The organism is Coleofasciculus sp. FACHB-1120, assembly GCF_014698845.1.
Classification (GTDB): Bacteria; Cyanobacteriota; Cyanobacteriia; order Cyanobacteriales; family FACHB-T130; genus FACHB-T130.
Window position 1 is genome coordinate 1 of sequence record NZ_JACJTV010000048.1, and the last position, 25,660, is coordinate 25,660.

The following is a 25,660-nucleotide window of genomic DNA, read 5'->3' on the forward strand; positions in this document are numbered from 1 at the left end:
TCTGGAAGCGATGTTTGGGGAAGAAGAATCACCCACTCCAGAAACACTGGCATTAGCAGATTCCGAAGAGGTTCTGGAATTAGCAGATTCCGACCTATTTAGCAGCGGCACAGACGATGCGGAGTGGGGAATCGACTTAACCGCGATGCCAGTGGAGACAGAGAATCTGGAAGCGATGTTTGGGGAAGAAGCACCCGCATCTACTCCAGAAACGCTGGAATTAGCAGATTCCGACTTATTTGGCAGCGACACGGAGAATGCGGAGTGGGGAATCGACTTGGCGGCGATGCCAGTGGGAACAGATTCCGAGCTAGAGGATCTCTTAAGTGGGGAACCAGTAGAGTTTGGGGATGCATTGGCTTTTGAAGAGGATCTGTTGATTGCGGAAATTCCTTCCGAAAACCAAGCCTCAGAGGCAGATAAGTTAGAGGAAGTTGAATATCTCTGGGATTTAGGGACAGAACAACAAGAGATTGCAAATCCTTCAGAGAGTGCTGTTGCCGATGAGTTGTCTTTGATAGAGACATTTGGGGCACAAGAGCCAGACTTAGCCTTCTCATTAGAGCAAAATGATGAGTTTGGCGAATTAGAGGCAATGCTCGGTGAGGAAGTGTTCGAGGAACCGGCATCGGGTTTGGCAAGCAACGGTGAGTTTGACGAGTTGGAAGCACTGCTGGGTGAAGAGGAATCAGTCTCGGCGGCTTTTGATGGAGCAGACATGAATGAGTTTGCTGACTTGGAAGCTCTCCTGGAGGATGATGAACCTCAGATGGTTCCCCAATTCGCTCAATCACAGCGTTCTCCCACGCAGCCGATGGCTGAAAAAACGACATCGGCAGACGCCCTTGACGATGGATTCCAGGATCTGGAGGAACTGCTGACACAGGCTGAAGAGACGATTGGGCCACGCACCATGAAAACTAGCCCAGGTCAAGTTCGCCCGGTTAATCGTCCCCGCCCGGTTAAAGTATTTGAACAGACCATGCGCGTGCCGGTTAAGCACCTAGACAACCTCAGCAACCTGGTGGGGGAATTAGTGGTGAACCGGAACACGTTGGAACAGGATCAAGAACGCCTGCGACAATTCCTGGATAACTTGCTGCACCAGGTACAACAACTCAGCGATGTGGGTGCGAGAATGCAGGATCGCTACGAGCGATCGCTCCTAGAAAGCTCTCTACTTGCCAGTCGTCAAAGCAATCGGTTCAACGCCCGACCTGACCATACGTCGGCAGCGGAGCAGGCTCCCGCCAACAGCCGTTTTGGTTTGGGTGAATTGGAACTCGATCTGTTTACGCCTTTCCACAGCCTTTCCCAAGAAATCATTGAGCTAATTGTCCGCGTCCGAGAGTCGGCGGCTGACATTGAATTCCTAGTTGATGAAACTGACCAAGTCGCCCGGATGCTGCGGCAGGTGACGACTCAGTTGCAAGAGGGATTGACGCGATCGCGCATGGTGCCTTTTGCCCAAACTGCCGACCGCTTGCCCCGTGCAGTCCGCGAGATTTCTCTGAAGTGCGGCAAACAAGCCGAGCTACAAATTGAGGGTCGGGAAACCTTGATCGATAAAGTGATCCTGGAACACCTCTACGACCCAATGACGCACCTGGTGAACAATGCCATTACTCACGGCATTGAAACCCCAGAAGTCCGTAAAGCTGCCGGAAAGCCTCCTATCGGTCGGATTACCATCCGAGCCTTCCACCAAGGCAACCAAACTGTCATCTCCGTCTCGGATGATGGCGCAGGCATTGATTCAGACCGGGTAAAGGCAAAGGCAGTCGAAAAAGGGCTGATTACCGCATCTGAAGCCAGATCCATGAGCCGTTTGGACGTCTACGATCTGCTCTTCCATCCCGGTTTTAGTACCAAAGACAAAGCCGATGACTTCTCAGGTCGCGGCGTCGGGATGGACGTGGTTTGCACCAGTTTGAACGAAATTCGCGGTGTGATTACCACAGACTCCACTCTGGGTAAGGGAACGACCTTTACCGTTCGTTTGCCCCTCACCTTAAGTATTTGCAAAGCACTGTGTTGCCTGAGCGACAAAGCTCGCATTGCCTTCCCGATGGATGGGGTGGAAGATATGTTGGATATACCCCAAGACCGCATTCAAACGAACTCGGAAGGTAAGACCTGTATTTCTTGGCGCGACTCCCTGATGCCTTTCCAACCCTTAGCGGAATTGCTGACCTACCAGCGTCACCTCAGTCGAGGCACCGTTTATGGTGGCAACCGGGAAGATGACATGATTTCGGTTGTGGTGCTACGCAGTGCTGGCAACTTTATTGCCGTCCAAGTGGATCAGGTGCTGGGCGAACAGGAAATTGTGATTAAGCAACTGGAAGGCCCTGTGCCCAAGCCCCTAGGCGTCGCTGGCGCTACTGTCTTGGGAGATGGTCGGATCATGCCCATTGCTGACGTTTTAGAGCTGATTGACTTGGCGACGGGTCGGATTGGCAAAGACCGTGGCGTTTCTCTGTGGGATAAGACGGGTCTTTCCCTTCCTGTTGAGGCTCCAGCGGTGAAGACCGATCCGATGGTATTAATTGTGGATGACTCCATTACGGTGCGCGAACTTCTCTCCATGACCTTTAACAAGGCAGGATACCGAGTGGAACAAGCTCGTGACGGTCAGGAGGCCTGGGATAAGCTTCGGTCGGGTCTGCCTTGCGAAATCGTCTTCTGCGATATTGAAATGCCTCGTATGGACGGTCTGGAGTTGCTATCACGGATTCAGAAAGACCCCAGCCTTAACCATCTGCCGGTAGCAATGCTAACTTCTCGCGGCGCTAGCAAGCACCAGCAAATGGCAGCTCAGTTGGGAGCGAAGGGCTACTTTACCAAGCCTTATTTAGAAGAAGCGCTCCTCGATGCCGCCCAACGGATGATCAAAGGTGAGGTGCTGCTGACGATTAACACGAACGCCTAATAGTAGGGGCGGGCAAACCCCGCCCTTTCTAGATAGGAAATGGGAGATGAAAGATAGGTAAGGTGGGCAAGTGTCCACCTTTTTCTATATCAAAACCAGATATCAAAAAAGCGGGGCAGTGCAACCCATCTGAAACGGGATAGGTTGCATCAATCATGAGTCAGCAAACCAAGGACGATTGACTCTCACCCAGAGCTTGGATCTAAAGCCCCGTCATCACAAGAACGGCTGATGATTCTTCATTTTCTGCTTCAACACTCTAACCAATTCTCGAAGGACATCCTTTGGCTCATAAAAGGACGGGGAGTGTCACAAATCTAGTGGTTGTTGCCCCGCCGCTACGGGCGCTACAGAATTTAACTTCAACTCTGGATGATCCGCTTGCACCTGCTGACAATTCCATTCATTTCGGAACAACAGCACCGGACGCCCCCAGCTATCCTTTACCGTTACGGTGTTGAAAAGACGTCCCACTTTTTGCAACGCCTCCCAGCCCCCCGCTACCCAGCGAGCCACACTATAAGGCAATAATTCGGTGTGGGTTTCAACGCCGTACTCATTCTGCAAGCGAAATTGTACTACCTCAAATTGCAATTGTCCCACCGCTGCCAGAATGGGGTCGCGTTTGCCTTCATCCGCTGAGTACATAATTTGCACTGCGCCTTCTTCCCTCAATTCCGAAACACCCTTGTGGAATTGCTTGAACTTAGAAGGGTTGGGGTTTTTTAGATAAGCAAACAATTCTGGCGAAAAGCAGGGAATGCCTTCGTACTCCAGCTTCTGACCCGTATAAATCGTATCGCCAATCGCAAACACGCCAGGATTGTTCAATCCAATGACATCGCCGGGATACGCTTCTTCAATCGATTCTCTATCTTGGGCAAATAGTTTCTGAGGACGAGACAAGCGAACGGTTTTGCCAGTGCGGGCATGATTCACCGTCATGTCTTTTTCAAACTTGCCGGTACAGACGCGCACAAACGCTATCCTGTCGCGGTGCTTTGGGTCCATATTGGCTTGCAACTTGAAGACAAAACCCGTGAATTCTGGGTAAGTGGGTGGAATTGCACCATTGCTGCTTTGCCTTGAACCGGGTTTGAGGGCGTAGTCGAGAAAAGCATCCAAAAATAACTCCACCCCAAAGTTGGTCATGGCGCTACCAAAGAACACGGGTGTCATGGTGCCATTGTGAACGAGGTCTAGATCCAGTTCTGAGCCAACGCCTTCCAGGAGTTCTAAATCTTCTTTGAGCTGATAGTAAAGTTCTTGCTCTAGCAGTTCTTCAATTCGGGGATCTCCCACGTCTACAACGGTATCCAGGGCTTCACGCTTGCCATGTGCGCTGCGCTCAAATAGGTGAATTTTCTGCTGCCGTCGGTCGTAGACGCCCTTGAAGCGATCGCCCATCCCAATTGGCCAGTTGACCGCATAGGTTTGCAATCCCAATTCCTGCTCAATTTCATCCAGCAGTTCCAACGGTTCTCGTCCGGGACGGTCGAGTTTATTTACAAAGGTGAAGATAGGGATTTTTCGCATCCGACACACTTCAAATAGCTTCCGCGTCTGCGGTTCCAAACCCTTCGCCGCGTCAATCAGCATCACCGCATTATCTGCCGCCGCCAGTGTCCGATAGGTATCTTCACTAAAATCTTGGTGTCCCGGAGTATCCAGCAAATTAATCTGACAGTTGTGATATGCAAACTGCAACACCGTCGAGGTAATCGAAATTCCCCGCTGTTGCTCCATCTCCATCCAATCAGAAGTCGCCTTTTTTTGCGCCCGACGCGCTTTCACCGCCCCCGCTTCGTGAATCGCACCTCCGTACAGCAACAGCTTTTCGGTCAGCGTCGTTTTACCGGCGTCGGGGTGAGAAATAATCGCAAAGTTACGCCTGCGCTCAACCGCTGTTTGTATTTCAGATTGAAAGCTTGCTTCTGGGGACTGGAAATCAGTAAACATTCGGATGCCTGGTTCGGTACTTTCAACAAAAATTATAAAAGGTTAGATTGTGAAACGATGAAGTGTATCCGTATACAACAGACCGAACAACCCAAACCGGAGATCGCCTTTCGACTTTTATTCGTTCTAAGGTTCCGATTGGAGTAGGGCGCGATCGCTTCTTTCAGTAGCATTCCCGATTAACAACTCTCACCTTCATCAAAAATTTAGATTCATTTATGCCAGCAGCAATTCGCTAGCAGTTTTGTCTAAGGAGATGGGTCAAATTAACCGGAAAACCTTGATCCTTAGCCTTGTCTGTGGGAAAGCTCTGCTCCTCCCTCCGCCAGAAGCTAATGCTAACGGAGGTTCCCTCTGTTTAGACTTTTTGCTCCTAAAAGGGAAGGAAAAAGTTTCTCTCTTCCGTCAACAAAAATTCTCACCCTTCTTCCCCCGGCTTGTGGAGATATCAGAAGGTCAGGAAGGTTCATTTAAGGTTGCACTTTATTTATGCCCATCTACTTATTTAATTTTAAGCGGATATATACATTAACACTCGCCTTCTCTGAAAAATTACCCACTTCTGACGAATAAAAATCCAAAGCGGTAAAGCAAAGCCAGATTTTTTGAAGTTTTACGCCAAGAACCGACCGTTTTTTTGCAACGTTAGAAAACTGCAATTTCTCCGCTGTAGACCTACCTGTGCCAACTCCCACCAGCGACCGATATCTAGCTAAAAGTAACAACACCAAGGAGACTTTATGGCATCACTCTTGCACAATCTTTTTAATTCTGGACAATTTATCCCGCACGGACACTGCTACCTGTGGAAAACAGGGCTGGTTTGGCTGCATATTCTGTCAGATAGTTTAATCGCCCTGGCTTATTATTCAATTCCGCTGCTGTTGGTTTACATTGTCCGCAAGCGAGGCGATTTGCCCTTTGATTGGGTATTTCTGTTATTTGGCAGCTTCATCATCGCTTGTGGGACGAGTCATGTTTTGGAAATCTGGACTCTATGGCACCCGATGTATTGGCTGTCAGGGTTGGTGAAAGCTGTAGCAGCTGTGGTTTCTGTGGCGACAGGTATCGTATTGGTGTCATTGATTCCTAACATCCTAGCACTGCCCAGTCCCGCTCAGATCGAGGAAGCCAACCGCCGACTGAAATCAGAAATTGAAGAACGTCAGCAGATAGAGGCGCAGCTGCGAAGTCAAGAATACTGGCTGAATACCCTGATTGATGCAGTTCCGGACGTGGTGAATATGAAAGACGGTGAAGGACGCTGGCTGATCTCGAATCAAGAAGGACTGAAGCTTTTTCAGCTTGAAGGCGTCGATTATCAGGGTAAGACAGACGCAGAACTAGAAGAATATACAGAATTTTATCAGGAAGCTCTTTTTGGTTGTCAAGAATCCGATGAAAGAGCGTGGCGTGCAGAAACCATTAGCCATCACGAAGAAGAGCTTTTATTACCTGATGGTTCAACGAAGAAGTTTGATGTTGCTAAGGTGCCCCTATTTAACCCAGATGGCACCCGTAAAGGGATCGTAGTCGTGGCAAGCGATATCACTGAACACAAGCAAATAGAGACCGCATTGCGGGAAAGCGAAGCAAAAAATCGCGCCTTCATCCAAGCGCTTCCGGATATGTTGTTTCGGATTGGCAGTGATGGGATTTTTATGGACTTTCAATCGCCTAGAGAAGATGCTCTAGCGATGCCTCCCAGTCACTTTTTGGGGAAAAGCGTGTGGGAGGTGTTACCTGCCGAGTTGGCTGAAGCTACCATGTACAACGTATCCAAAGCGATCGCTTCCGGTGAAACACAGCTCTACGAGTATCAAATGACTTCCCTAGACGGCAACCAGCACGATTATGAGGCTCGGTATGCGCGTAGCTTAGAATCAGAAGCTTTGGTAATAGTACGCGATATTAGCGATCGCAAGCAGGCAGAAATCGCTTTACAAAAATCGGAAGCGCAATTAAGAGAACAGACCCTTCATCTAGAAAAAACCTTATGTAAGTTGAAACAAACCCAATCTCAATTGATTCAAAGCGAAAAAATGTCTAGCTTGGGTCAATTGGTTGCCGGTGTTGCTCACGAAATTAATAATCCCATTAACTTTATCTACGGTAATTTGATTCACACTTGCCAATACAGCGAAGAACTCCTGCACCTACTTCACCTGTATCAGCAACACTATTCTCAACCTGTTCCCGAAATTGCAGCAGTCGTGGAGAACCTTGACTTGGATTTTCTCCAGGAAGACTTACCCAAAATGCTGTCCTCAATGAAGGTAGGGACGAACCGCATCCGCCAAATTGTCTTATCGTTACGAAACTTCTCGCGCTTGGATGAGGCGGAGGTGAAGGCGGTTGATCTCCACGAAGGCATTGACAGTACGCTGCTGATCTTGCAAAACCGGCTGAAAGGGAAACTGGGACGCCCAGCGATTGAAATTATTAAAGAGTATGGCAATCTGCCCCCCATTGAGTGTCATGCGAGGCAACTGAATCAAGTATTTATAAATATCATCACCAATGCAATTGATGCCCTAGAAGAGGCAGAGACGCACAGACGCAGAAGTGCAGAGGAGAATTTGGTACACTCTCGCCAGCAGCTTTGTTCCCCAGCACCCCTGCCTTGGATTCGGATTCGCACTGAAGTTCAAGACAATCATCAGGTCGTGGTTCGGATTTCTGATAATGGTCTCGGGATGACGGAGGAGGTACACCAAAAGCTTTTTGACCCCTTCTTTACAACTAAACCTGTTGGCAGCGGCACAGGTTTGGGGTTATCTATCAGTTATCAGATTGTGGTCGAAAAACACGGCGGCAGCTTGAAATGCATTTCCGCACCGAGACAGGGGGCGGAGTTCGCGATCGCGATTCCAATTCGGCAGCAACATCAGCAAACGGCTGCGGTCAGTGACGGAAATTCTGCCGCTGTTTCGGGATAACTTCTGCCTCCTTTAGTACCAGAAGCTTTTGTTCCTTTCGGGTACGGAAAGCCGTTCGCTAGCGTGCGGCTCACCCCCAGCGATCGCGTGTTACAGTCTTGACTAGAGGCAACGCAACAGAAGCATTAGGGGGTTTAGATGTACGACATGGACAAGCGAAAGTTGTTGTCGGTACTATCTCATGGCTCGATCTTTTTTAGCACGACACTGGTATCTATCGGGATACCCATCGCGATGTTATTTGTATCCGATGATCCAGTTGTGAAAGACAATGCCAAAGAAGCAATCAACTTTCACTTCAATGTTTGGTTCTATGGAGCGATTATTGCCTTCTTAACTTTTATCACTCTTGGTTTATTGGGCTTTATCCTCGGACCTATCGGGTTTATCGTTCATTGGGCACTAACGATTCTGGCAATTACTCACTGTTTGGGTAATCCCGATCAACCCTACCGCTATCCCTTCACCTTTCGCCTGCTTTAAAAAAGGCAAAAGTTTGGTAGGGGCTTTTTTGATTGCCATGCCCCTACAGATGTATGGATGTGGGTTGATTAATCATAGAATTCCCCAATAAAAACCCGTCTTCTCAAAGAAAACGGGTTTATCCATATTTTTAAATATTTGTCAATATCGCGATTGATTTGACAAGGAACAAAGTGCGATCGCTTCCGGTTCACCAATCCAGAGCGATGTGCGATCGCTAGCAAAATTCTAGAGCCTCAAGAGGTTAAAATCCTAATCTGACCCGATCAAACTCCTCTCTACTGTACCGATGGCAGAAACTTTATTCTTCAACGCCCTCCGCGCAGCCATAGACGAAGAAATGGCCCGCGACTCAGCCGTATTTGTCCTTGGTGAAGATGTCGGTCACTATGGCGGCTCATACAAAGTCACCAGAGAGCTGTACAAAAAGTATGGTGACTTGCGCGTACTCGACACCCCCATTGCCGAAAACAGCTTCACCGGCATGGCAGTAGGTGCTGCAATGACAGGTCTCAGACCGATTATTGAAGGCATGAACATGGGCTTTTTGCTTCTTGCCTTCAACCAAATTTCTAACAACGCTGGAATGCTGCGCTATACCTCCGGCGGCAACTTCAAAATTCCGATGGTGATTCGGGGACCCGGTGGCGTCGGTCGTCAATTGGGTGCCGAACACTCTCAGCGCCTAGAAGCTTATTTTCAAGCAGTACCGGGTTTAAAAATTGTCGCTTGCTCCACACCTTACAACGCCAAAGGATTGTTAAAGGCTGCCATCCGCGATGATAATCCAGTTTTATTCTTTGAACACGTTCTCCTCTACAACTTGAAAGAAGATTTACCAGAGGAAGAATATGTGCTGCCCTTAGATAAGGCAGAAGTCGTGCGGCAAGGCAAAGATGTCACGATCCTGACTTATTCGCGGATGCGTCACCATGTCATGCAAGCGGCAAAACAGATGGAAAAAGAAGGTTTCGATCCGGAAGTGATTGACCTAATTTCCCTCAAGCCGCTGGATTTCGATACCATCGGCGCTTCCGTCCGGAAAACCCACCGGGTGATTATCGTAGAAGAATGCATGAAAACCGGCGGAATTGCGGCAGAATTGACAGCTTCAATTAACGATCGGCTATTTGATGAGCTAGATGCGCCCGTCCTGCGGCTATCTTCCCAGGATATCCCCACTCCTTATAACGGAACTCTGGAGCGGTTGACGATTGTTCAACCAGAGCAAATTGTGGAAGCTGTGCAAAAGATGATGGCACTCCAAGTGTAATCATCCATTAGTCCTTAGTCCCTAGTCTGAGTCAATTACTCATGACGAATGACTAATGACTAATGCCCGCTGACAATCAATCCGGATCGACCAGCCCAAAAGGGATTATCATAGCATTTGTTTGAGCGGGTCGTGGTATGCAGAGACAGCGTTCTTTATTAGCCTTAATTCTGGTTCTGGTGATTGCTTCTATCACCGTGCTTGCCAGGATTCCAATTCGGCTGGGATTAGACCTTCAAGGGGGATCGCAACTGACGCTTCAGGTGAAACCCACTGAAGGCAAAGAAATCACACGAGAAGATTTAGAAGCAGTTCAGAAAGTCGTAGAGAACCGGATTAACGGTCTTGGGGTGTCTGAAGCCATCGTGCAAACGGTTGGACAAGACCAGATTTTGGTGCAGCTGCCGGGGGTGAGCGACCCAGAGCAAGCGGAACGGGTGCTAGGTGGCACCGCTCAATTGGATTTTCGCGAACAAAAGCCGGGTTCGGAAACCCAGTTGCAAATTGAACAACAGCTGCGACGGGAATTAAAAGCCAAGCAGGAGGAGTTGAGAAAGACGAAAGATGAAGCCGCGATCGCGAAAAATCAGGAAGCTCTCCAGCGGAGTAACCAAGCGATCGCAGCTTTGTTTGAGCGCACCAACCCCCCACTTACAGGGAAAAACCTCACAGGAGCCACTGCTCGACCTTTTCAGACGAGCGACAACTGGAGTGTCAACATTTCCTTTGATCCTGAAGGAGGCGCACGCTTTGCCCAGTTGACCAAAAATATCGCTGGGACGGGACGCACTTTGGGAATCTTCTTAGATGAAGAACTGCTCAGCGCCGCTACCGTTGAAGTGAAGTATGCCCAAGAAGGCATCAGCGGCGGCGGTGCCGAGATTACAGGCAACTTTAGCTTAGAAGAAGCCAACGAGCTAGTCGTCCAGCTACGAGGCGGTGCCCTACCCTACCCAGTGGAAATCATCGAGAACCGTACCGTGGGCGCAACCCTAGGTCGAGATAGTATCCAAAGCAGTATCTACGCCTCTATCGGTGGTCTGATTTTGGTATTGATCTTCATCGGTGTCTATTACCGCTTACCGGGGGGAATTGCTGGAATAGCGTTAGTCATTTATTCGCTATTGTGCTTATCTGCCTTTGTATTACTCGGCGTTACTTTGACTCTCCCTGGGATTGCTGGTTTTATTCTCAGTATCGGGATGGCAGTCGATGCCAATGTACTGATTTTTGAGCGGACGCGGGAAGAATTAAGAGCCGGGAAGAGTTTATATCGCTCGGTAGAATCTGGTTTTTATCGGGCATTTTCCAGCATTTTGGACGGTAACGTCACCACGTTAATTGCTTGTGGGTTTATGTTTTGGCTGGGTTCGGGTTTGGTCAAAGGGTTTGCTCTGACGCTAGCAATCGGAGTCTTAGTGAGTATGTTTACAGCGATTACCTGTAGTCGCACCCTGCTCATGACAGCCATCAGCTTTCCAGAATTACGCAAGCCACAATGGTTTTGTCCAAATTTGCCAGCGTCAAGAAAGTCTGAGCCAGGGGTAGGGTCATGAAACTAAATCTCATCAAACGGCGATCGCTCTGGTGGACGATTTCTGCCATCCTGATCCTGAGCGGACTGATTGCGATGGTAATCAACTGGACGCAGATCGGTGCGCCGTTACGTCCCAGTCTGGATTTTGTCGGCGGTACGCGGTTGCAGTTTGAACTCGACTGTTCTAAACCAAACAACTGCGATCGACCCATTGATATCTCGACGGTTCGGGAAGCGATCGCAGCTCAAGGTTTGGGTGACAGTAGCATCCAAGCGTTAACCAGGAACTCTCAAGGGCAAACTCAGCCGGGAGTGTCTATTCGCACCAAAGCGTTGAATGTTGACCAACGCACCAAGCTGCAAAATGCCTTAAGCCAACTCAGAGCCTTCGATCCCCAAAAGACTCAGATAGACACGGTGGGTCCGACCCTCGGACGCCAGTTGTTTGCCTCTGGTTTACTGGCGATATTGCTCTCCTTTGTGGGTATTTTTGTTTACCTGACCTTCCGCTTCCAGTTCGACTACTCCTTGTTCGCCTTTGTTGCCTTGCTCCACGATGTTTTGATCACCCTAGGGTTTTTCGCCATCTTGAGCTTGGTATTGGGTACTGAAGTCGATAGCTTATTTGTCGTCGCTATCTTGACGATCATCGGTTTCTCGGTCAACGATACGGTGGTAATCTACGACCGGGTTCGGGAAGTCATTAAACTAAATCCTGGAGAGCATATTAACCAGATTGTCGAAGACGCGGTTAATCAAACCCTGACTCGCTCGATTAATACCACCTTTACAGTGTTGCTGACTTTGTTTTCCATCTTTTTCTTTGGTGGAGAAACGCTGAAAAACTTTGCCTTAGCGCTGATTGTTGGGTTTGCCGCTGGTGCTTATTCCAGTATCTTCATTGCGAGCACCCTTTTAGCTTGGTGGAGAGAACGGACGGGTCAAGCGATCGCTACTGCGGCAACAGAACCCAAAGCTTCTGATGAAATCTGAAGGGCATAAGGCAAGAGGCAATGAATCAGGCAAGAGACGATCGCTGGGAGCAAGGGAGCAGAGGAGCCGGAGAGCCGGAGAGCGGGGAAGGACAGGATAATTTAGATTCAACTTCTCCTCTACCCTTATGCCCCTCTGAACCTCTCACCCGCAACCCTCTTACCCCTACCGATGACCCAAGCTTCCAACAGCAAGTGCAAAGGTTACACCGGCTGACTGTCTACGGTAGGTGGTTGGTCGCCGGGTTGCTTTGGATTACCATTGGCCCCTTGAGTCTCTGGGGTTTGCGCTACCCAATTTCTCTGTTGAAGGAATACTTTACCTGGGCGGCAGTGCGATATGGTCTTTATTACAATCCACTGCCAGCACTGGGACTTGCTTTGTGCATTGGCATGACAGCTTCTGTATTGGTGTGGCAAAGTCGCAATATTCTACTAGGAATACCTAGTCGAGAACGACATCGCTTAGAGCAACAGGTATATCGGATTCGCCAGCAAGGGCAGAGTCACCCACTTTGGAAGTGGGTTTGTCAAATCAATTAAAATTTTAATTTCTAATTTTTCATTGTTTCTCAGGCGCACCGAGACAGAGCTGGTTCGGAACGAGCCTGCCGAATCGGAATTTCAATTAAAAACTCTGCCCCCTTTCCCGGTTCGGAAACACAAGTCAATTGACCCCCGTGCTTTTCGACGACAATCTGGTAGCTGATGGACAAGCCGAGTCCCGTACCTGAGCCTATTGGTTTCGTGGTAAAGAAGGGGTCAAATAACTTACGACGGACTTCCTCGTTCATCCCAGGGCCATTATCAGCAATCCGGATGGCGATGCGATCGGAGTCTTTGACCTCGGTATAAATCCGAATCCAAGACCGGGGAGCCGGGGAGTCAGAGAGCCAAGGAGATAGCATCTCCTGTGCCCCTTTGCTTCTGGGCCCCTCTGCCTCCTCCAGGGCATCAATCGCATTATTGAGGATATTCATTAATACCTGGTTGAACTGACCGGCATAGCACTCCACCAATGGTAGGTCGCCATATTCTTTAACGACCTCGATTACTGGATGGGTAGCGGTAGCTTTTAAGCGGTCTTGCAGCAATCTCAGAGTGTTGTCAATGCCTTCGTGAATATTGACAGACTTCTTTTCTGCTTGGTCATGGCGCGAGAAGTTCCGCAGAGAGGCGACAATTTGCCGAATGCGGTCAGCCCCTAGCTTCATTGAGGACAGCAGTTTCGGCATATCTGCAATCACGAAATCGAGGTCGATTTCTTCAATCAGATCCTGGATTTCCTCAGGGGGTTCGGGGGAGTGTTTGGCATAAAGTTGCAACAACTCGATCAAGCTTTGAATATAGTGAATGGCGTAGTCGAGATTCCCGTAGATGAAACTGACGGGATTGTTAATTTCGTGGGCAATACCCGCAACCAACTGTCCCAGACTGGACATTTTTGCGCTCTGAATCAGCTGGGTTTGGGTTTGTTTTAATTCGCTTAAGGCTTGTTTTAGCTTTGCTGCTTTTTCTCGCAATCGCGCTTCTGATTGTCGCAAGGCTTCTTCCGCCTGTTCGCGTTCAGCAACTTCCGTCTTGAGAAGCTCATTGGCGGCTTTTAGCTCAGCGGTGCGTTCCTCGACTCGTCTTTCTAAGTCATCATTTGCTTGTTCCAGTGCTGCTTGCGATCGCTTGCGTTCGGTAATATCCCGCGTCACTGTGGCAAAGCCGCGCAGCCGTCCATCGTCGCCTCGTAAAGCAGTCACGACAACATTTGCCCAAAACTGCGACCCGTCTTGGCGCAAGCGTAAAGATTCCCATTCACACCGACCTTCTAATGCTGCCTTTTTGAGGACTTTCTCTGGCTCACCACTTCTAATCTCTCTGCGGGGAAAAAAGCAGGAAAAATGCTGACCGATAATTTCCTCTGCCTGATGCCCGTTGAGCCTTTCCGCCCCTTTGTTCCAACTAACAACTTGCCCGCTGGTATCGAGCATATAAATTGCATAGTCTTTGACATTTTTGATTAACAAGCGGAAACGCTCTTCGCTTTGCCGCAGCTCTTCTTCTGCCTGTTTGCGCTCGGTAATGTCACGGGCAGCGGCGTAAATCAATTGCTCTTCTGGGCACAAGGCGGCATTCCACAGTAGCCATTTGTAGGTGCCGTCTTTGCAGCGGAAGCGGTTTTCAAAAGTAACGGTCTCCTTGGTACTAGACAGTTCCTGCAATTGAGCCAGGGTAGATTCCCGGTCTTTGGGATGAATAAATGAAATCCACGGCTTGGCTAGAAATTCCTCAGATGTGAATAAGAGCGTTTTTTCGCACATCGGGTTTAGCCGCTTGAAATACCCGTCAAAACCAGCGATGAAAAACATATCCAGCGAGAGTGTAAAGAAATGATTGTTCTCAGCTTCCACTCTGCTGCTCTCGGTAATTGGGGATTCTGCCGCTTGGATTGCCATTTTTTACTTCACCTACCTAGTTCGCTCAAGTCATCTCCTTTATGCTTTCCCTGATGTTAACGGAGACTCTAGTCCTGATTAATGCTCAAATTTGGCGATGCATGTCTACACATCATATAGTTTTTTATTTATTACTTGACAGTTATTAACATTTTTTATACGGAAGATTTTGATTTTGGATGTACAATGCCTTGCTATATATCGCTGGTAAGGAATTCTGAATCATTTCGCAGAGAATCGCCAACTCCATTGAGGAGGCTCTCGGAGATATCGCGACCACAAGCCTAGGGGGGTATGCTACCCTTCAAGCGACCTCTCGGCTAACTCCAGGCAAGCAGGGTTTTTAGGGTATATTTCCAGGCATGGGGAGGCACTATCCACAAGCGGAGAGATAAATAATGAGTTTCCCGGTTTATTTGTGGCTGGGTTTGGTGTGGATTCACCCTCATATTTTGTTTGAGTCGTTGGCCTATGCGATCGCTTTCCGTTTATTAATCAAAACTGCTCGCAAAGACGCGATCGCACCCACGCAGCGCAGTTCGGTAATTGTCGGCGGATTGGTTGGGGCGCTAGTTGGTGCAAAAACGCTGGTTTTACTACAGCACATCGATTTAATTAGGAATGATTAGCAACTATTCTTTTTAGTTATCTTTCAAGGAAAAACGGTCGTAGGGGCGCTACTCGGTGGATTGATTGGTGTAGAAATTACCAAGAAAATGATTGGTGTCAATCGATCTACCGGCGATGTTTTTGTTTATCCCTTGATTGTGGGAACGGCGGTGGGACGGATTGGCTGCTTTTTGACAGGATTAAGCGACCGCACTTACGGCATCGCCACTCATTTACCTTGGGGAGTAGATTTTGGTGATGGCATTCCCCGGCATCCGACCCAATTATATGAAGTTATTTTTTTACTAACTTTAATGATATTTTTACAAATTCGCAGCCGTTACCATCGGCAAGAAGGCGAATTATTTAAGTTTTACATGGTTTCTTATTTAAGCTTTTGCCTGCTCATTGATTTCATTAAGCCGGATTTTCATTCCCTCTACGGGCTTACTATTAGGAATACATATTTTAGCTTTGGTTATCTTAGAATTTTTATCGTTTATAATCGTAAATTTATTGTCTATTTATAGGATTGCTCAAATTGGAACCATACTAATTTTTTCTATTGGATTATCTCAACTTCTGTATGTAATCCCAATTATTTTTTGGCTAAGACGGCAACAAAGATGGGCATTGATGAAAGGAGTGCTTATTGGAGCAGTTCTCACTGCTTTACTCAACGGTAGTTGCTGGCTCTTAATCCTTTCCGTAAGCCGGTAAATATTACAATTCCCTGACCCAGCGGCACTATATTGAGCGGCTGCTATTGGCGGCTTTTTTCGTCTTCTTTTCAATTTTGAAAGAAATGGGACGAGGCGATTGAGGCGTGAGGTTCGATGGAGATTGGCTAGAAACAGAACGCATGGCTGGCGACGTCTGGTCTTTAATCGACGAGGGTTCGTCTTCGTGGCTTCGCAAGAAAGGAAAACTAGATAGTTTGTCGTAGTTAGATGCGATCGCTAAAAACGCACCTCCCAGAATATACACCGGCAACGGCAGCGTGAACTGTTTCAGCCACTGATAGATTTCTGCGAAGCCAAACAGCAGCAAAAAACTGGCAACCCACACTCTCATATTTCTACCCAACCCAATCCCAAATTTATATCTCTATTAAAACCTAGATACCTAAAATAAAATGCGAGAGCCTTTTGTCAGTCTCTCGCGTAAGCAATTCACTTTAGAAAGCTTTAAACCCAATAGTAGGGACTCACGAGCGTGCGCCCCTACCCTTAAGGGTCAGGTTACACTTTCGCTGCCACGGGCTGGCTCTTTCCAGCTGTTAACCGTTCGTAGGTTGCCCGCATCTTCAGACCGACTAATACTTGGAACAAGCCAGTTCCGTTATTGGAGCCTGGATATTCCCGGTGCTTGAGCAAGAGTTCGGTCAGTTCCCCGTGGTACTTAGCCGCAGTTTTGCTGAGGTGGCTTTCGATATAGATGACTTCCTCTAGCTTGTCGAACTGACCATCGACTTCTAGAACGGATACTTCGTGACCATAGTAAGAGTCTGGGCCATAGTACATCTTGATGCCAGGATAGCCGCAGGTAAGCTTGCGACCGCAGGGTCTCCAATCAATCGTAGACCCTTCATCAAATAAATAAGCTGGTTCAAAGCCTTCGACACCATCACGCTGAAGCAAGCGCACTCGCAGGATTTGACCTATCTTCTCTTCCTTGACTAATTGAGTCGGCAACACCTGGATCACAACGTCAGCGTGTTCCTTCTGCGGCTCGATGTAGGCGGTAAAATCTGGGCGGCGAGCATTAATGGCAGCGAGTACGTCTTCGTAACGGTGCCCGCGCTCAGCCATATCCCGCTGAATCTTCCAGGCAATCTTAACGTCATCGCTGATGTCGAGATAAACGCTGAAGTCGAGGAGCGATCGCACTCGCTCATCATACAAAGGATGAAGCCCCTCAATCACAATAATATGGTTAGGATCGACTCGCTCTGGAGGATCGATCTCGCCGGTTTCGTGGTTGTAAATTGGCTTTTCAATGGACTGGCCGTTCTTGAGCGCTTTGATCTGCTCGGACATCAGATCGAAGTTATTCGCCTTGGGGTTCAGCGCCGTAATTCCAGTTTCTTTGCGCTGTTTCCGATCCAGGCTGTGGTAATCGTCCAGGCAAATCACCGTGACGAAATCTTCCCCAAACAAATCTGTTAATCGGCGCAAAAATGTAGATTTACCGCATCCGGAGTCTCCGGCAACACCAATTAGAACCACACGATCCAGCTGACTGGTCATAGCTTCCCTCTAACGCAAAAAATTTTTTCTCATTGAGTTTTAAGCAATCTAAATCCTCAGCCCAGAGGGCACCCCGTTGGTTACTCTTGCAGCTCTTGCGACACAGCAAGAAGGCATAACCAGTCGGAGCTTACAGCAACCTGGAGTAAGGCCCGTTGGGGAAGACTCAAGCTTCGTCCAGTAAGTATTTAATACTAGATGTTACACAGTATCTTACCAGAACGGGATAGACGCTACAAGCTAACCCCAGTGGAATCATCTCGCTCAGTATTTATGCTACGGTTTCCCGTGCATTTTTAGAAAGGAAAAATTAAATTGACTCAATGGAGACATTATTTAAATAAATTGCTGGCTACCCTAAAAAAAGCTAGCGCAGGGTTTCTCGGGTAGCCATCCGGCTACGAAGAATCTCCCTAACCTTGGCAACGTTCACTATCCAGATTCGGTCATTGCCCTCTTTTACCTGCCCTCGGTTAGCAGAGCGATATGTGGTGGAAAGACCGCTTTGTAGCAGAATGTTAACAGAAGGTGGGTTCGGAGATATTTAAGAGCAATGTACAATTCCACAGCAGCCAACGGTACTGCCAATACAGAATCTGGTAGCCGCGTCTTTGTTTATGAAGTGGTGGGTCTGCGTCAGAACGAAGCAACTGACAACGTAAACTACCCGATTCGTCGTAGTGGTAGCGTGTTTATCACAGTGCCCTACAATCGCATGAATCAAGAAATGCAACGGATCGCTCGTTTAGGCGGCAAAATTGTCAGCATCCACCCTCTGGGTGCTGAAAACGGAGCGAATGGCTCTAAGGGTAGCTCCCCCAGCGCCCCTGCTGCGGCAAGCGTTACGTCCGGTGCAAAAGCGACGAATGCTCCTGCCACTTCACAAACCGTCGCACAGGACACTCAAGCACCAAAAGAGAGTAAGCCTATGACTCAAGCGAAGGAAAAAACGGAAAAAGATATTCCCGTTAATATCTACCGCCCGAATAATCCCTTTATTGGTAAGTGTCTGAGTAATGAAGAGTTAGTGGGTGAGGGTGGGATCGGCACCGTTCGTCACCTGTGCTTTGACATCTCCCAAGGGGATCTGCGCTATCTAGAAGGTCAAAGTATTGGCATCATCCCGCCGGGAAATGACAACAAGGGCAAACCCCACAAACTTAGACTGTACTCAATTGCATCGACTCGTCATGGTGACGGAGTTGATGACAAGACTGTATCACTGTGTGTCCGGCAGCTAGAGTACAAGCATCCAGAAACAGGTGAAATGGTCTATGGTGTTTGCTCCACCCATCTGTGCAATCTCCAGGCTGGGGACGATGTGAAAATTACCGGGCCAACTGGTAAAGAAATGTTGTTACCAGAAGATCCGAATGTCAACGTGATCATGTTGGCAACCGGAACGGGTATTGCGCCATTCCGCGCTTACCTGTGGCGGATGTTCAAGGAAAATGAAAGAGCAGTTAACACCGACTACGAATTCAAGGGTTTGGCTTGGCTCATTTTCGGGATTCCCACCAGCCCCAACATCCTGTACAAGGAAGAACTTGAAGAACTGCAACAGCAGTACCCTGACAACTTCCGCCTCACCTATGCCATCAGCCGGGAACAGAAAAACCCCGAAGGCGGCAGAATGTACATTCAGGATCGGGTGGCTGAACACGCCGACGAACTCTGGAAAATGATTCAGCAAGAGAATACCCACACCTACATCTGCGGATTGAAGGGTATGGAAGGGGGAATTGATGAAGCGCTCTCTGCTGCTGCTGCCAAGGATGGGGTGACTTGGAGCGAGTACCAAAGAACTATCAAGAAGGCTGGTCGCTGGCACGTAGAAACCTACTAGGGGCGTATTGGCTGGGAGTCCTGCCTAGCCGTCTCTCCTTGACTCTAATAAAAACCCAGTTTCTTTAAGAAACTGGGTTTCTCAGCTTGATAGCGATCGCTTCGAGCCAACTGGCGCGTCTGCCTTACCAGAATTTCAACTGGGAAGCAGGCGCGTCAATCCTTTGGAGGAAGGATATTTTCCTGATTGATTGCAAGATATTCAGGCGTGCGCATAAATTAGCACAGATGAATATCTTCGCTGATTATTTTTTGATTGACAAAAAGCATCAAAAGGTATATGCAAAACAGTCAGTTGATCCAATGATGAGAATTAAGTTAAATTTAATTAAGTTCACGTTTAAGGTGCCAATGTTCGCCATATAGGGACAAGCCTAAATGTCCTGTCGGTAGCAAATCCAGCTTTTCGCTGGGATTTCCTGCCTAAAGTTTTGATCAATTAGGTAAAAAAGGAATGTTTCAGTTCCTTCTATCAGCTCTCATCCCTTGTTTGTCATAACGCTTTATCTGCGCTGAATCTGCTTCTATTAGCCGTATCTAGAGACAACCGATTTATGAAATTTTCCTGGAGAATATTAGTACTTTGGACATTACCCGCCTTAGTCATTGGGTTTTTCCTCTGGCAAGGGGCATTTGCTGCTGCTCCCACCGACCTGGGCAAAAACACTGCTAGTACCCGCATGACCTATGGGCGCTTTTTGGAATACTTAGATGCCCAAAGAGTTACCAGTGTTGACCTCTATGATGGGGGTCGGACAGCAATTGTCGAAGCTGTCGATCCGGATCTGGATAACCGCATCCAACGGCTGCGGGTAGATTTACCAACCACTGCCCCAGAATTGATTGCGAAGCTGAGAAACGCGAATATCAGCTTTGATACCCATCCTGCTCGCAACGATGGAGCTATCTGGGGATTTTTGGGGAATTTAATTTTTCCAATTTTGTTGATTGCTGGGCTGTTCTTCCTGTTCCGTCGCTCTAGCAACATTCCTGGGGGTCCGGGGCAAGCCATGAACTTTGGCAAATCAAAAGCTAGATTTCAGATGGAAGCCAAAACCGGCGTCAAGTTTGACGACGTTGCCGGGATTGAAGAAGCCAAAGAAGAACTCGAAGAAGTCGTCACCTTCCTCAAACTACCAGAGAAATTCACCGCCGTGGGTGCGAAAATTCCCAAAGGCGTCCTGTTAGTCGGACCTCCCGGAACTGGGAAAACATTACTTGCCAAAGCGATCGCCGGGGAAGCCGGGGTTCCTTTCTTCAGCATCTCTGGCTCGGAATTTGTGGAAATGTTCGTCGGCGTTGGTGCATCCCGCGTCCGCGACTTATTCAAAAAAGCCAAAGAAAACGCTCCCTGCTTAATCTTCATCGATGAAATCGACGCAGTGGGACGGCAACGGGGCGCAGGCATCGGCGGTGGGAACGACGAAAGGGAACAAACCCTCAACCAGTTGCTGACAGAAATGGACGGGTTTGAAGGCAATACCGGGATTATTATCATTGCCGCGACCAACCGTCCCGATGTTCTGGATTCGGCGCTGTTGCGTCCGGGACGTTTTGACCGACAAGTGATGGTGGATGCACCGGATTTGAAGGGACGCCTTGCCGTTTTAGAAGTCCACGGACGGAACAAAAAAATTGCTCCCGAAGTTTCCTTAGAAGCGATCGCTCGACGCACCCCAGGCTTTACAGGTGCTGACTTAGCGAACCTGCTCAACGAAGCGGCTATTTTGACCGCTCGTCGTCGCAAAGAAGCCATCACGATGATGGAAATTAACGACGCTGTTGACCGGGTGGTAGCGGGGATGGAAGGCACGCCGCTGGTGGACAGCAAGAGCAAGCGACTGATTGCTTACCACGAAGTAGGACACGCGATCGTCGGTACCCTAGTGACCGACCACGACCCAGTACAAAAAGTCACCCTCGTGCCACGAGGTCAAGCGCGTGGCTTAACCTGGTTCACTCCTAATGAAGATCAAGGCTTAATCTCCAGATCCCAGCTATTAGCACGCATTACGGGCGCTTTAGGCGGACGTGCGGCTGAGGAAGTCATCTTTGGCGATTCCGAGATTACTACGGGTGCTGGCGGAGACTTGCAACAGGTAACAGGGTTGGCACGGCAGATGGTTACGCGGTTCGGAATGTCTACCCTCGGCCCGCTGTCCTTAGAAAGCCAGAGTGGTGAAGTGTTCTTGGGACGCGATTGGACGAGCCGTAGCGAATATTCTGAGGAAATTGCTTCCCAGATTGATGTCCAAGTGCGGTCAATTGTCGCTAAATGCTACAAAGATGCCTGCAAGATCATGCTCGAAAACCGGGAAGTCATTGATCGACTCGTAGACTTGCTGATTGAGAAGGAAACTATTGACGGTGAAGAGTTCCGCCAAATTGTTGCTGAGTACACAGATGTACCTGAAAAAGAGCAATTTGTGCCGAGTTTGTAAATCGTTTTGAGTTTTGAGTGTTGAATTAATTCATAACTCTTTAGGATATGGGGATGAGGTGGCTCATCCCCGTTTTTTTCATTTGTGCTAGCCAGGGATGGGGGAAGCGATCGCGCGATATCTTCCCATTAAAAATTTTGCGACTTGGTAGCACCCGCTTGCTTGAGCAACTCAATTACCTCGGCGTGTTGTCCACCTTTGTGATGTCCCTCCATAATGCCCAATTCAGCATATTCAAGAGGATTACAGAAACCTTCCGCATTCACATCTGCACCCGCTTCTACAAGGGCACGAACAATATCAAGGTATCCCTCATAGGCAGCATAAAGTAACGGATTAAAATATCCTTCAATGATTCTTTGGTTTACGTCTGCACCCGCTTCAATCAGCATCCTCACGATTTCATAGTGTCCTTGTGCTGCTGCATTACATAAAGCGGTGCTGTCAATGATTCTGTGATTGACGTTCGCGCCAACCTGAATTAACGCTCTAACCTGTTCTACGTTTCCGTCATCAACTGCTTGAATTAAGGCAATTTCATTCATTCCCTCTTCTAAAGCACCAGCTTGTTTAAGCAGGCGAACAATTTTAGGATGTCTCCTAGCTTCTGCCAACATCATTGCTGTATTGCCCTCATCATCTCTGGCATCAAGGTCTGCACCTGCTTCTATCAAAGCCTGTGTTGCATCCGCGTAACCAGGGAGTGCAGCCCACATCAGGGCGGTACGACCATCCTTACCTTTAAGATTGATGTTCGCCCCCGCTTCCACTAACATTTTGACCACCTCAGCACGTTTTCCTGTTGCAAAAAAGCTTTCAGCGACGTGCATCAAAGCGGTTTTCCCCTCACCGAGTCCATCTTCTTCGCTCAAAATATCTAACTCAGCACCTGCATCAATTAGAATTTGAACTACCGGAATATGAACGTAATTAGCCGCATACATTAGGGCAGTTTGACCATTAGAGCCAATAGCATCGATCTCTATCCCCTTCTCAATGGCTGCTTTTACCGCTTCGATTTTCCCAAACATTGCCGCATTAATGAACTCTTCGACATCCTTCTTCTGTAACCGCTCCTTTCTCTTCACGCCCTTGTCAATTTCTCTCTCCCCGTACTTCCGGATATCTTCAGAAACCAAAGGATACAGATAATCGTAAATTTCACGATGCCCGCGATAAGCTGCGTAGCACAAAGGAGTATTAGACTCTTCATACCAAGCATTAACATCAGCTCCTGCTTCTACCAGCATTTGCACCATCTTAAATTGACCGTTGTTAGCCGCTCCCATTAAAGCTGTGTAACTACCTTTGGGGGAGTTGATATCTACGCCAGTCTTCAGCAGAAGCTGCATGATTTCTATATCTCCATCTTCCGCAGCTAATGCCAGAGAAGAGCAGCTACTATCTCCTCCTAGAGGGTTAGCGCCTGCCTCAAGAAGAGCGCGGACAATCTCTACTTGTCCATGCTCAACTGCCATACCTAGAGGTGTAGAGTCATAATTGCCAATGTCAAATTTATTGACTTCAGCACCAGCAGCAATGAGAGCGCGGACAATTTCAAGCTGTCCGCGCTCAGCAGCAACAACGAGGGGAACGGGGTCATCCCATGTTTCTGGATTGACAGCAGCACCAGCGTTGAGCAAAGTTTTTACAACCTCGACATGACCGGAAGCGATCGCTACTATCAATGCCGTCTTTTCTTCCTCCTCATCAAAATTTTCCTCTTCGTCAAACTCTACACCTTCATCTTGGGAGGAGTTTTGCTGCTCATTGGTACCCGCACTACTGATGCTGTTTTCATCTGAGAAAGCATCAACGAACTGCGTAAAGCCTGCAAAAAAGCCTTTTGCTTGATCGGGAGCATCTTCAAGCGCTTCGCTTATCATCTCGCCTAGACTGGCATTGCCCGGTACGGATGACACAGAAATAGTCGGGTTAAACTTGAGACTTTTAGCTATTCCAGATTTAGCATTGACATCTGCCCCTGCCGCCAGCAATGCCTCCACAATGTCTAGATTTCCGATGCTAGAAGCTAACACCAGTGGATGCTGACCCCTGGAATAATTCTTGCGGTTAGCATCCACCCCAGAGTCCAAAAGCTGACGGACTTGCTCGACATCAGATGACTGAATTGCCTTGAATAATCTTTCGATTTTGTTTTCAGCATTCATAAGCTTTCTGCACTCCAATATTGCACGGCGGGGGCATTGATGCCGATAGCGTAGCCCTGATTTGAGGCAGCATCCACCGTGATTTCACCAACAACAAAAAGGCTCCTGTTGGAAAACAGGAGCCTTATCATTTATCAGTTATAAGTCTCTAATTCAAAACTCAAACTAATTAGTCGAGGTCAGGCATAGATAGCACTGGCTCGGTTTCACGGTCAATTCCTTTCTCGAAACCAGCAGCAGCAGCGCGAGCGCGACCGGCGTGCCACAAGTGACCAACTAGGAAGAAGAAACCCATGACAAAGTGGAAACAAGCCAACCAAGAACGGGGAGACACGTAGTTAAACGAGTTGATCTCCGTAGCAACACCACCCACAGAGTTCAGAGAACCCAGAGGAGCATGGGTCATGTACTCAGCAGCGCGACGAGCTTGCCAAGGTTGAATGTCGTTCTTGATCTTGTTCAGGTCAAGACCATTGGGACCGCGTAGCGGCTCTAGCCAAGGGCCACGGAAATCCCAGAAGCGCATTGTTTCACCACCGAAGATGATTTCGCCGCTAGGAGAGCGCATCAGATATTTACCTAAGCCTGTAGGACCTTGTGCAGAACCGACGTTCGCACCTAAGCGCTGGTCGCGGATCAGAAAGGTCATCGCTTGAGCTTGAGAAGCTTCGGGGCCTGTGGGGCCGTAGAATTCGCTGGGATAAACAGTGTTGTTAAACCAGACGAAGCAAGAGGCAATGAAAGCCATCAAGGACACAGCACCGATGCTGTAGGAGAGGTAAGCTTCTCCAGACCAGATTAATGCACGACGTGCCCATGCAAAAGGCTTGGTGAGAATGTGGAAAATGCCACCAGCAATGCAAACCAGACCAACCCAGATGTGACCGCCGACGACATCTTCCAGGTTATCAACACTAACAATCCAGCCGTCGCCACCGAAGGGGGACTTCAGCAGATAGCCAAAGATTACTGCTGGATTGAGCGTGGGACTGGTAATGACGCGAACATCACCACCACCAGGTGCCCAAGTGTCATACAAACCACCAAAGAACATTGCCTTAATCACTAACAGGAAGGCACCGATTCCCAAGAGGATCAGGTGAATCCCGATAATGGTGGTCATTTTGTTCTTATCTTTCCAGTCGTAGCCAAAGAAGGCGGAATACTCTTCCAGAGTTTCCGGACCACGAATCGCGTGGTAAATTCCACCTAAGCCCAGAACGGCAGAGGAAATCAGGTGCAAAACACCAACGACAAAGAAGGGGAAAGTGTCGATCACTTCACCACCGGGACCTACACCCCAGCCCTGAGAGGCGAGGTGAGGCAGGAGGATTAATCCCTGTTCGTACATCGGCTTTTCGGGCACAAAGTGAGCGACTTCAAACAAAGTCATCGCTCCAGCCCAGAAGACAATTAGACCAGAGTGGGCAACGTGAGCGCCCAGCAGCTTACCAGATACGTTGATCAGACGGGCGTTACCCGCCCACCAGGCGAATCCGGAGGACTCTTGGTCGCGTCCGGCACCTGATACGAAACCACTATTAAATGACGTTTGCACGGGGTAAAACCTCTATTGTCATTAACCAAACAAGGTACCGACTTTAAGATTTTAGATTTTAAATTTTAGATTTTAGATTAATAATTATCCAAAACCTAAAATCCAAAATCCAAAATTCTTAGAGTGCGTTACCGCGAGGCAGAACCTCTTCAGGGAAGATAAAGTTCTCGTGGGGCTGATCCTGAGGAGCCATCCAAGCCCGGATACCCTCATTGAGCAGAATAT

15 protein-coding genes and 2 pseudogenes are annotated in these 25,660 nt (G+C 48.4%); 10 read left to right on the plus strand and 7 right to left on the minus strand.

Features of this window, described 5'->3' with window-relative positions; translation table 11 throughout:
* Positions 1-2,932 (plus strand): hybrid sensor histidine kinase/response regulator (locus tag H6H02_RS24810; RefSeq protein WP_190822832.1); only part of this gene is annotated, 2,932 nt, incomplete at its 5' end.
* 309 nt (positions 2,933-3,241) lie between these two features.
* Here H6H02_RS24810 and prfC read toward each other — a convergent pair.
* Positions 3,242-4,891, minus strand: coding sequence for a peptide chain release factor 3 (gene prfC / locus H6H02_RS24815; RefSeq protein ID WP_190822834.1), 1,650 nt, complete (start codon positions 4,889-4,891; stop codon positions 3,242-3,244).
* Positions 4,892-5,631: 740 nt separating this feature from the next.
* On the opposite strand from prfC, the gene H6H02_RS24820 reads away from it, so the two are divergent.
* From H6H02_RS24820 to H6H02_RS24845, 6 genes are all read left to right on the plus strand, one after another.
* Positions 5,632-7,830, plus strand: coding sequence for a PAS domain-containing protein (locus H6H02_RS24820; RefSeq protein WP_190822836.1), 2,199 nt, complete (start codon positions 5,632-5,634; stop codon positions 7,828-7,830).
* Positions 7,831-7,968: 138 nt separating this feature from the next.
* On the plus strand, positions 7,969-8,313 hold the full coding sequence (locus tag H6H02_RS24825; protein WP_190822838.1) for a DUF4870 domain-containing protein: 345 nt from the start codon (positions 7,969-7,971) through the stop codon (positions 8,311-8,313).
* 289 nt (positions 8,314-8,602) lie between these two features.
* Positions 8,603-9,586 (plus strand): alpha-ketoacid dehydrogenase subunit beta, encoded by a 984-nt coding sequence (locus H6H02_RS24830; RefSeq protein WP_190822840.1) that lies wholly within the window; start codon positions 8,603-8,605, stop codon positions 9,584-9,586.
* A gap of 137 nt (positions 9,587-9,723) precedes the next feature.
* A complete protein-coding gene (gene secD / locus H6H02_RS24835) occupies positions 9,724-11,142 on the plus strand; it encodes a protein translocase subunit SecD (protein WP_190822843.1) in 1,419 nt (472 codons plus the stop codon).
* Positions 11,139-12,116, plus strand: coding sequence for a protein translocase subunit SecF (gene secF, locus H6H02_RS24840; RefSeq protein ID WP_190822845.1), 978 nt, complete (start codon positions 11,139-11,141; stop codon positions 12,114-12,116). Before secD ends, secF begins: the two co-directional genes overlap by 4 nt.
* A 194-nt stretch (positions 12,117-12,310) precedes the next feature.
* The gene (locus H6H02_RS24845) at positions 12,311-12,658 is read left to right on the plus strand and encodes a hypothetical protein (protein ID WP_190822861.1); all 348 of its coding nucleotides are present in this window, start codon (positions 12,311-12,313) and stop codon (positions 12,656-12,658) included.
* 29 nt (positions 12,659-12,687) lie between these two features.
* Here the strand turns inward: H6H02_RS24845 and H6H02_RS24850 are convergent, their stop codons facing one another.
* Positions 12,688-14,562: a PAS domain S-box protein gene (locus tag H6H02_RS24850; RefSeq protein ID WP_190822847.1), complete on the minus strand. Its 1,875-nt coding sequence runs from the start codon at positions 14,560-14,562 to the stop codon at positions 12,688-12,690.
* Between the two features lie 398 nt (positions 14,563-14,960).
* Here H6H02_RS24850 and H6H02_RS27990 point away from each other — a divergent pair.
* A pseudogene (locus H6H02_RS27990) lies at positions 14,961-15,623 on the plus strand (prolipoprotein diacylglyceryl transferase family protein); the annotation flags it as partial.
* A gap of 295 nt (positions 15,624-15,918) precedes the next feature.
* Here H6H02_RS27990 and H6H02_RS24860 read toward each other — a convergent pair.
* Complete coding sequence (locus H6H02_RS24860) at positions 15,919-16,245, minus strand: hypothetical protein (protein ID WP_190822849.1); 327 nt, start codon at positions 16,243-16,245, stop codon at positions 15,919-15,921.
* A 167-nt stretch (positions 16,246-16,412) separates the two neighbouring features.
* Entirely contained in the window at positions 16,413-17,420 is a 1,008-nt protein-coding gene (locus tag H6H02_RS24865) for a phosphoribulokinase (RefSeq protein WP_190822851.1), read from the minus strand.
* 553 nt (positions 17,421-17,973) lie between these two features.
* On the opposite strand from H6H02_RS24865, the gene petH reads away from it, so the two are divergent.
* A complete protein-coding gene (gene petH, locus H6H02_RS24870) occupies positions 17,974-19,266 on the plus strand; it encodes a ferredoxin--NADP reductase (protein ID WP_190822853.1) in 1,293 nt (430 codons plus the stop codon).
* Between the two features lie 553 nt (positions 19,267-19,819).
* Positions 19,820-21,706 (plus strand): ATP-dependent zinc metalloprotease FtsH2, encoded by a 1,887-nt coding sequence (gene ftsH2 / locus H6H02_RS24875; protein ID WP_190822855.1) that lies wholly within the window; start codon positions 19,820-19,822, stop codon positions 21,704-21,706.
* Positions 21,707-21,834: 128 nt separating this feature from the next.
* Here ftsH2 and H6H02_RS24880 read toward each other — a convergent pair whose 3' ends face one another.
* From H6H02_RS24880 to H6H02_RS24890, 3 genes and pseudogenes are all read right to left on the minus strand, one after another.
* Complete coding sequence (locus H6H02_RS24880) at positions 21,835-23,877, minus strand: ankyrin repeat domain-containing protein (protein ID WP_190822857.1); 2,043 nt, start codon at positions 23,875-23,877, stop codon at positions 21,835-21,837.
* A 169-nt stretch (positions 23,878-24,046) separates the two neighbouring features.
* Positions 24,047-25,435, minus strand: a complete 1,389-nt coding sequence (gene psbC / locus H6H02_RS24885; protein ID WP_190822859.1) for a photosystem II reaction center protein CP43 — start codon at positions 25,433-25,435, stop codon at positions 24,047-24,049.
* A gap of 118 nt (positions 25,436-25,553) precedes the next feature.
* Positions 25,554-25,660: pseudogene (locus tag H6H02_RS24890) on the minus strand (photosystem II protein D2); the annotation flags it as partial.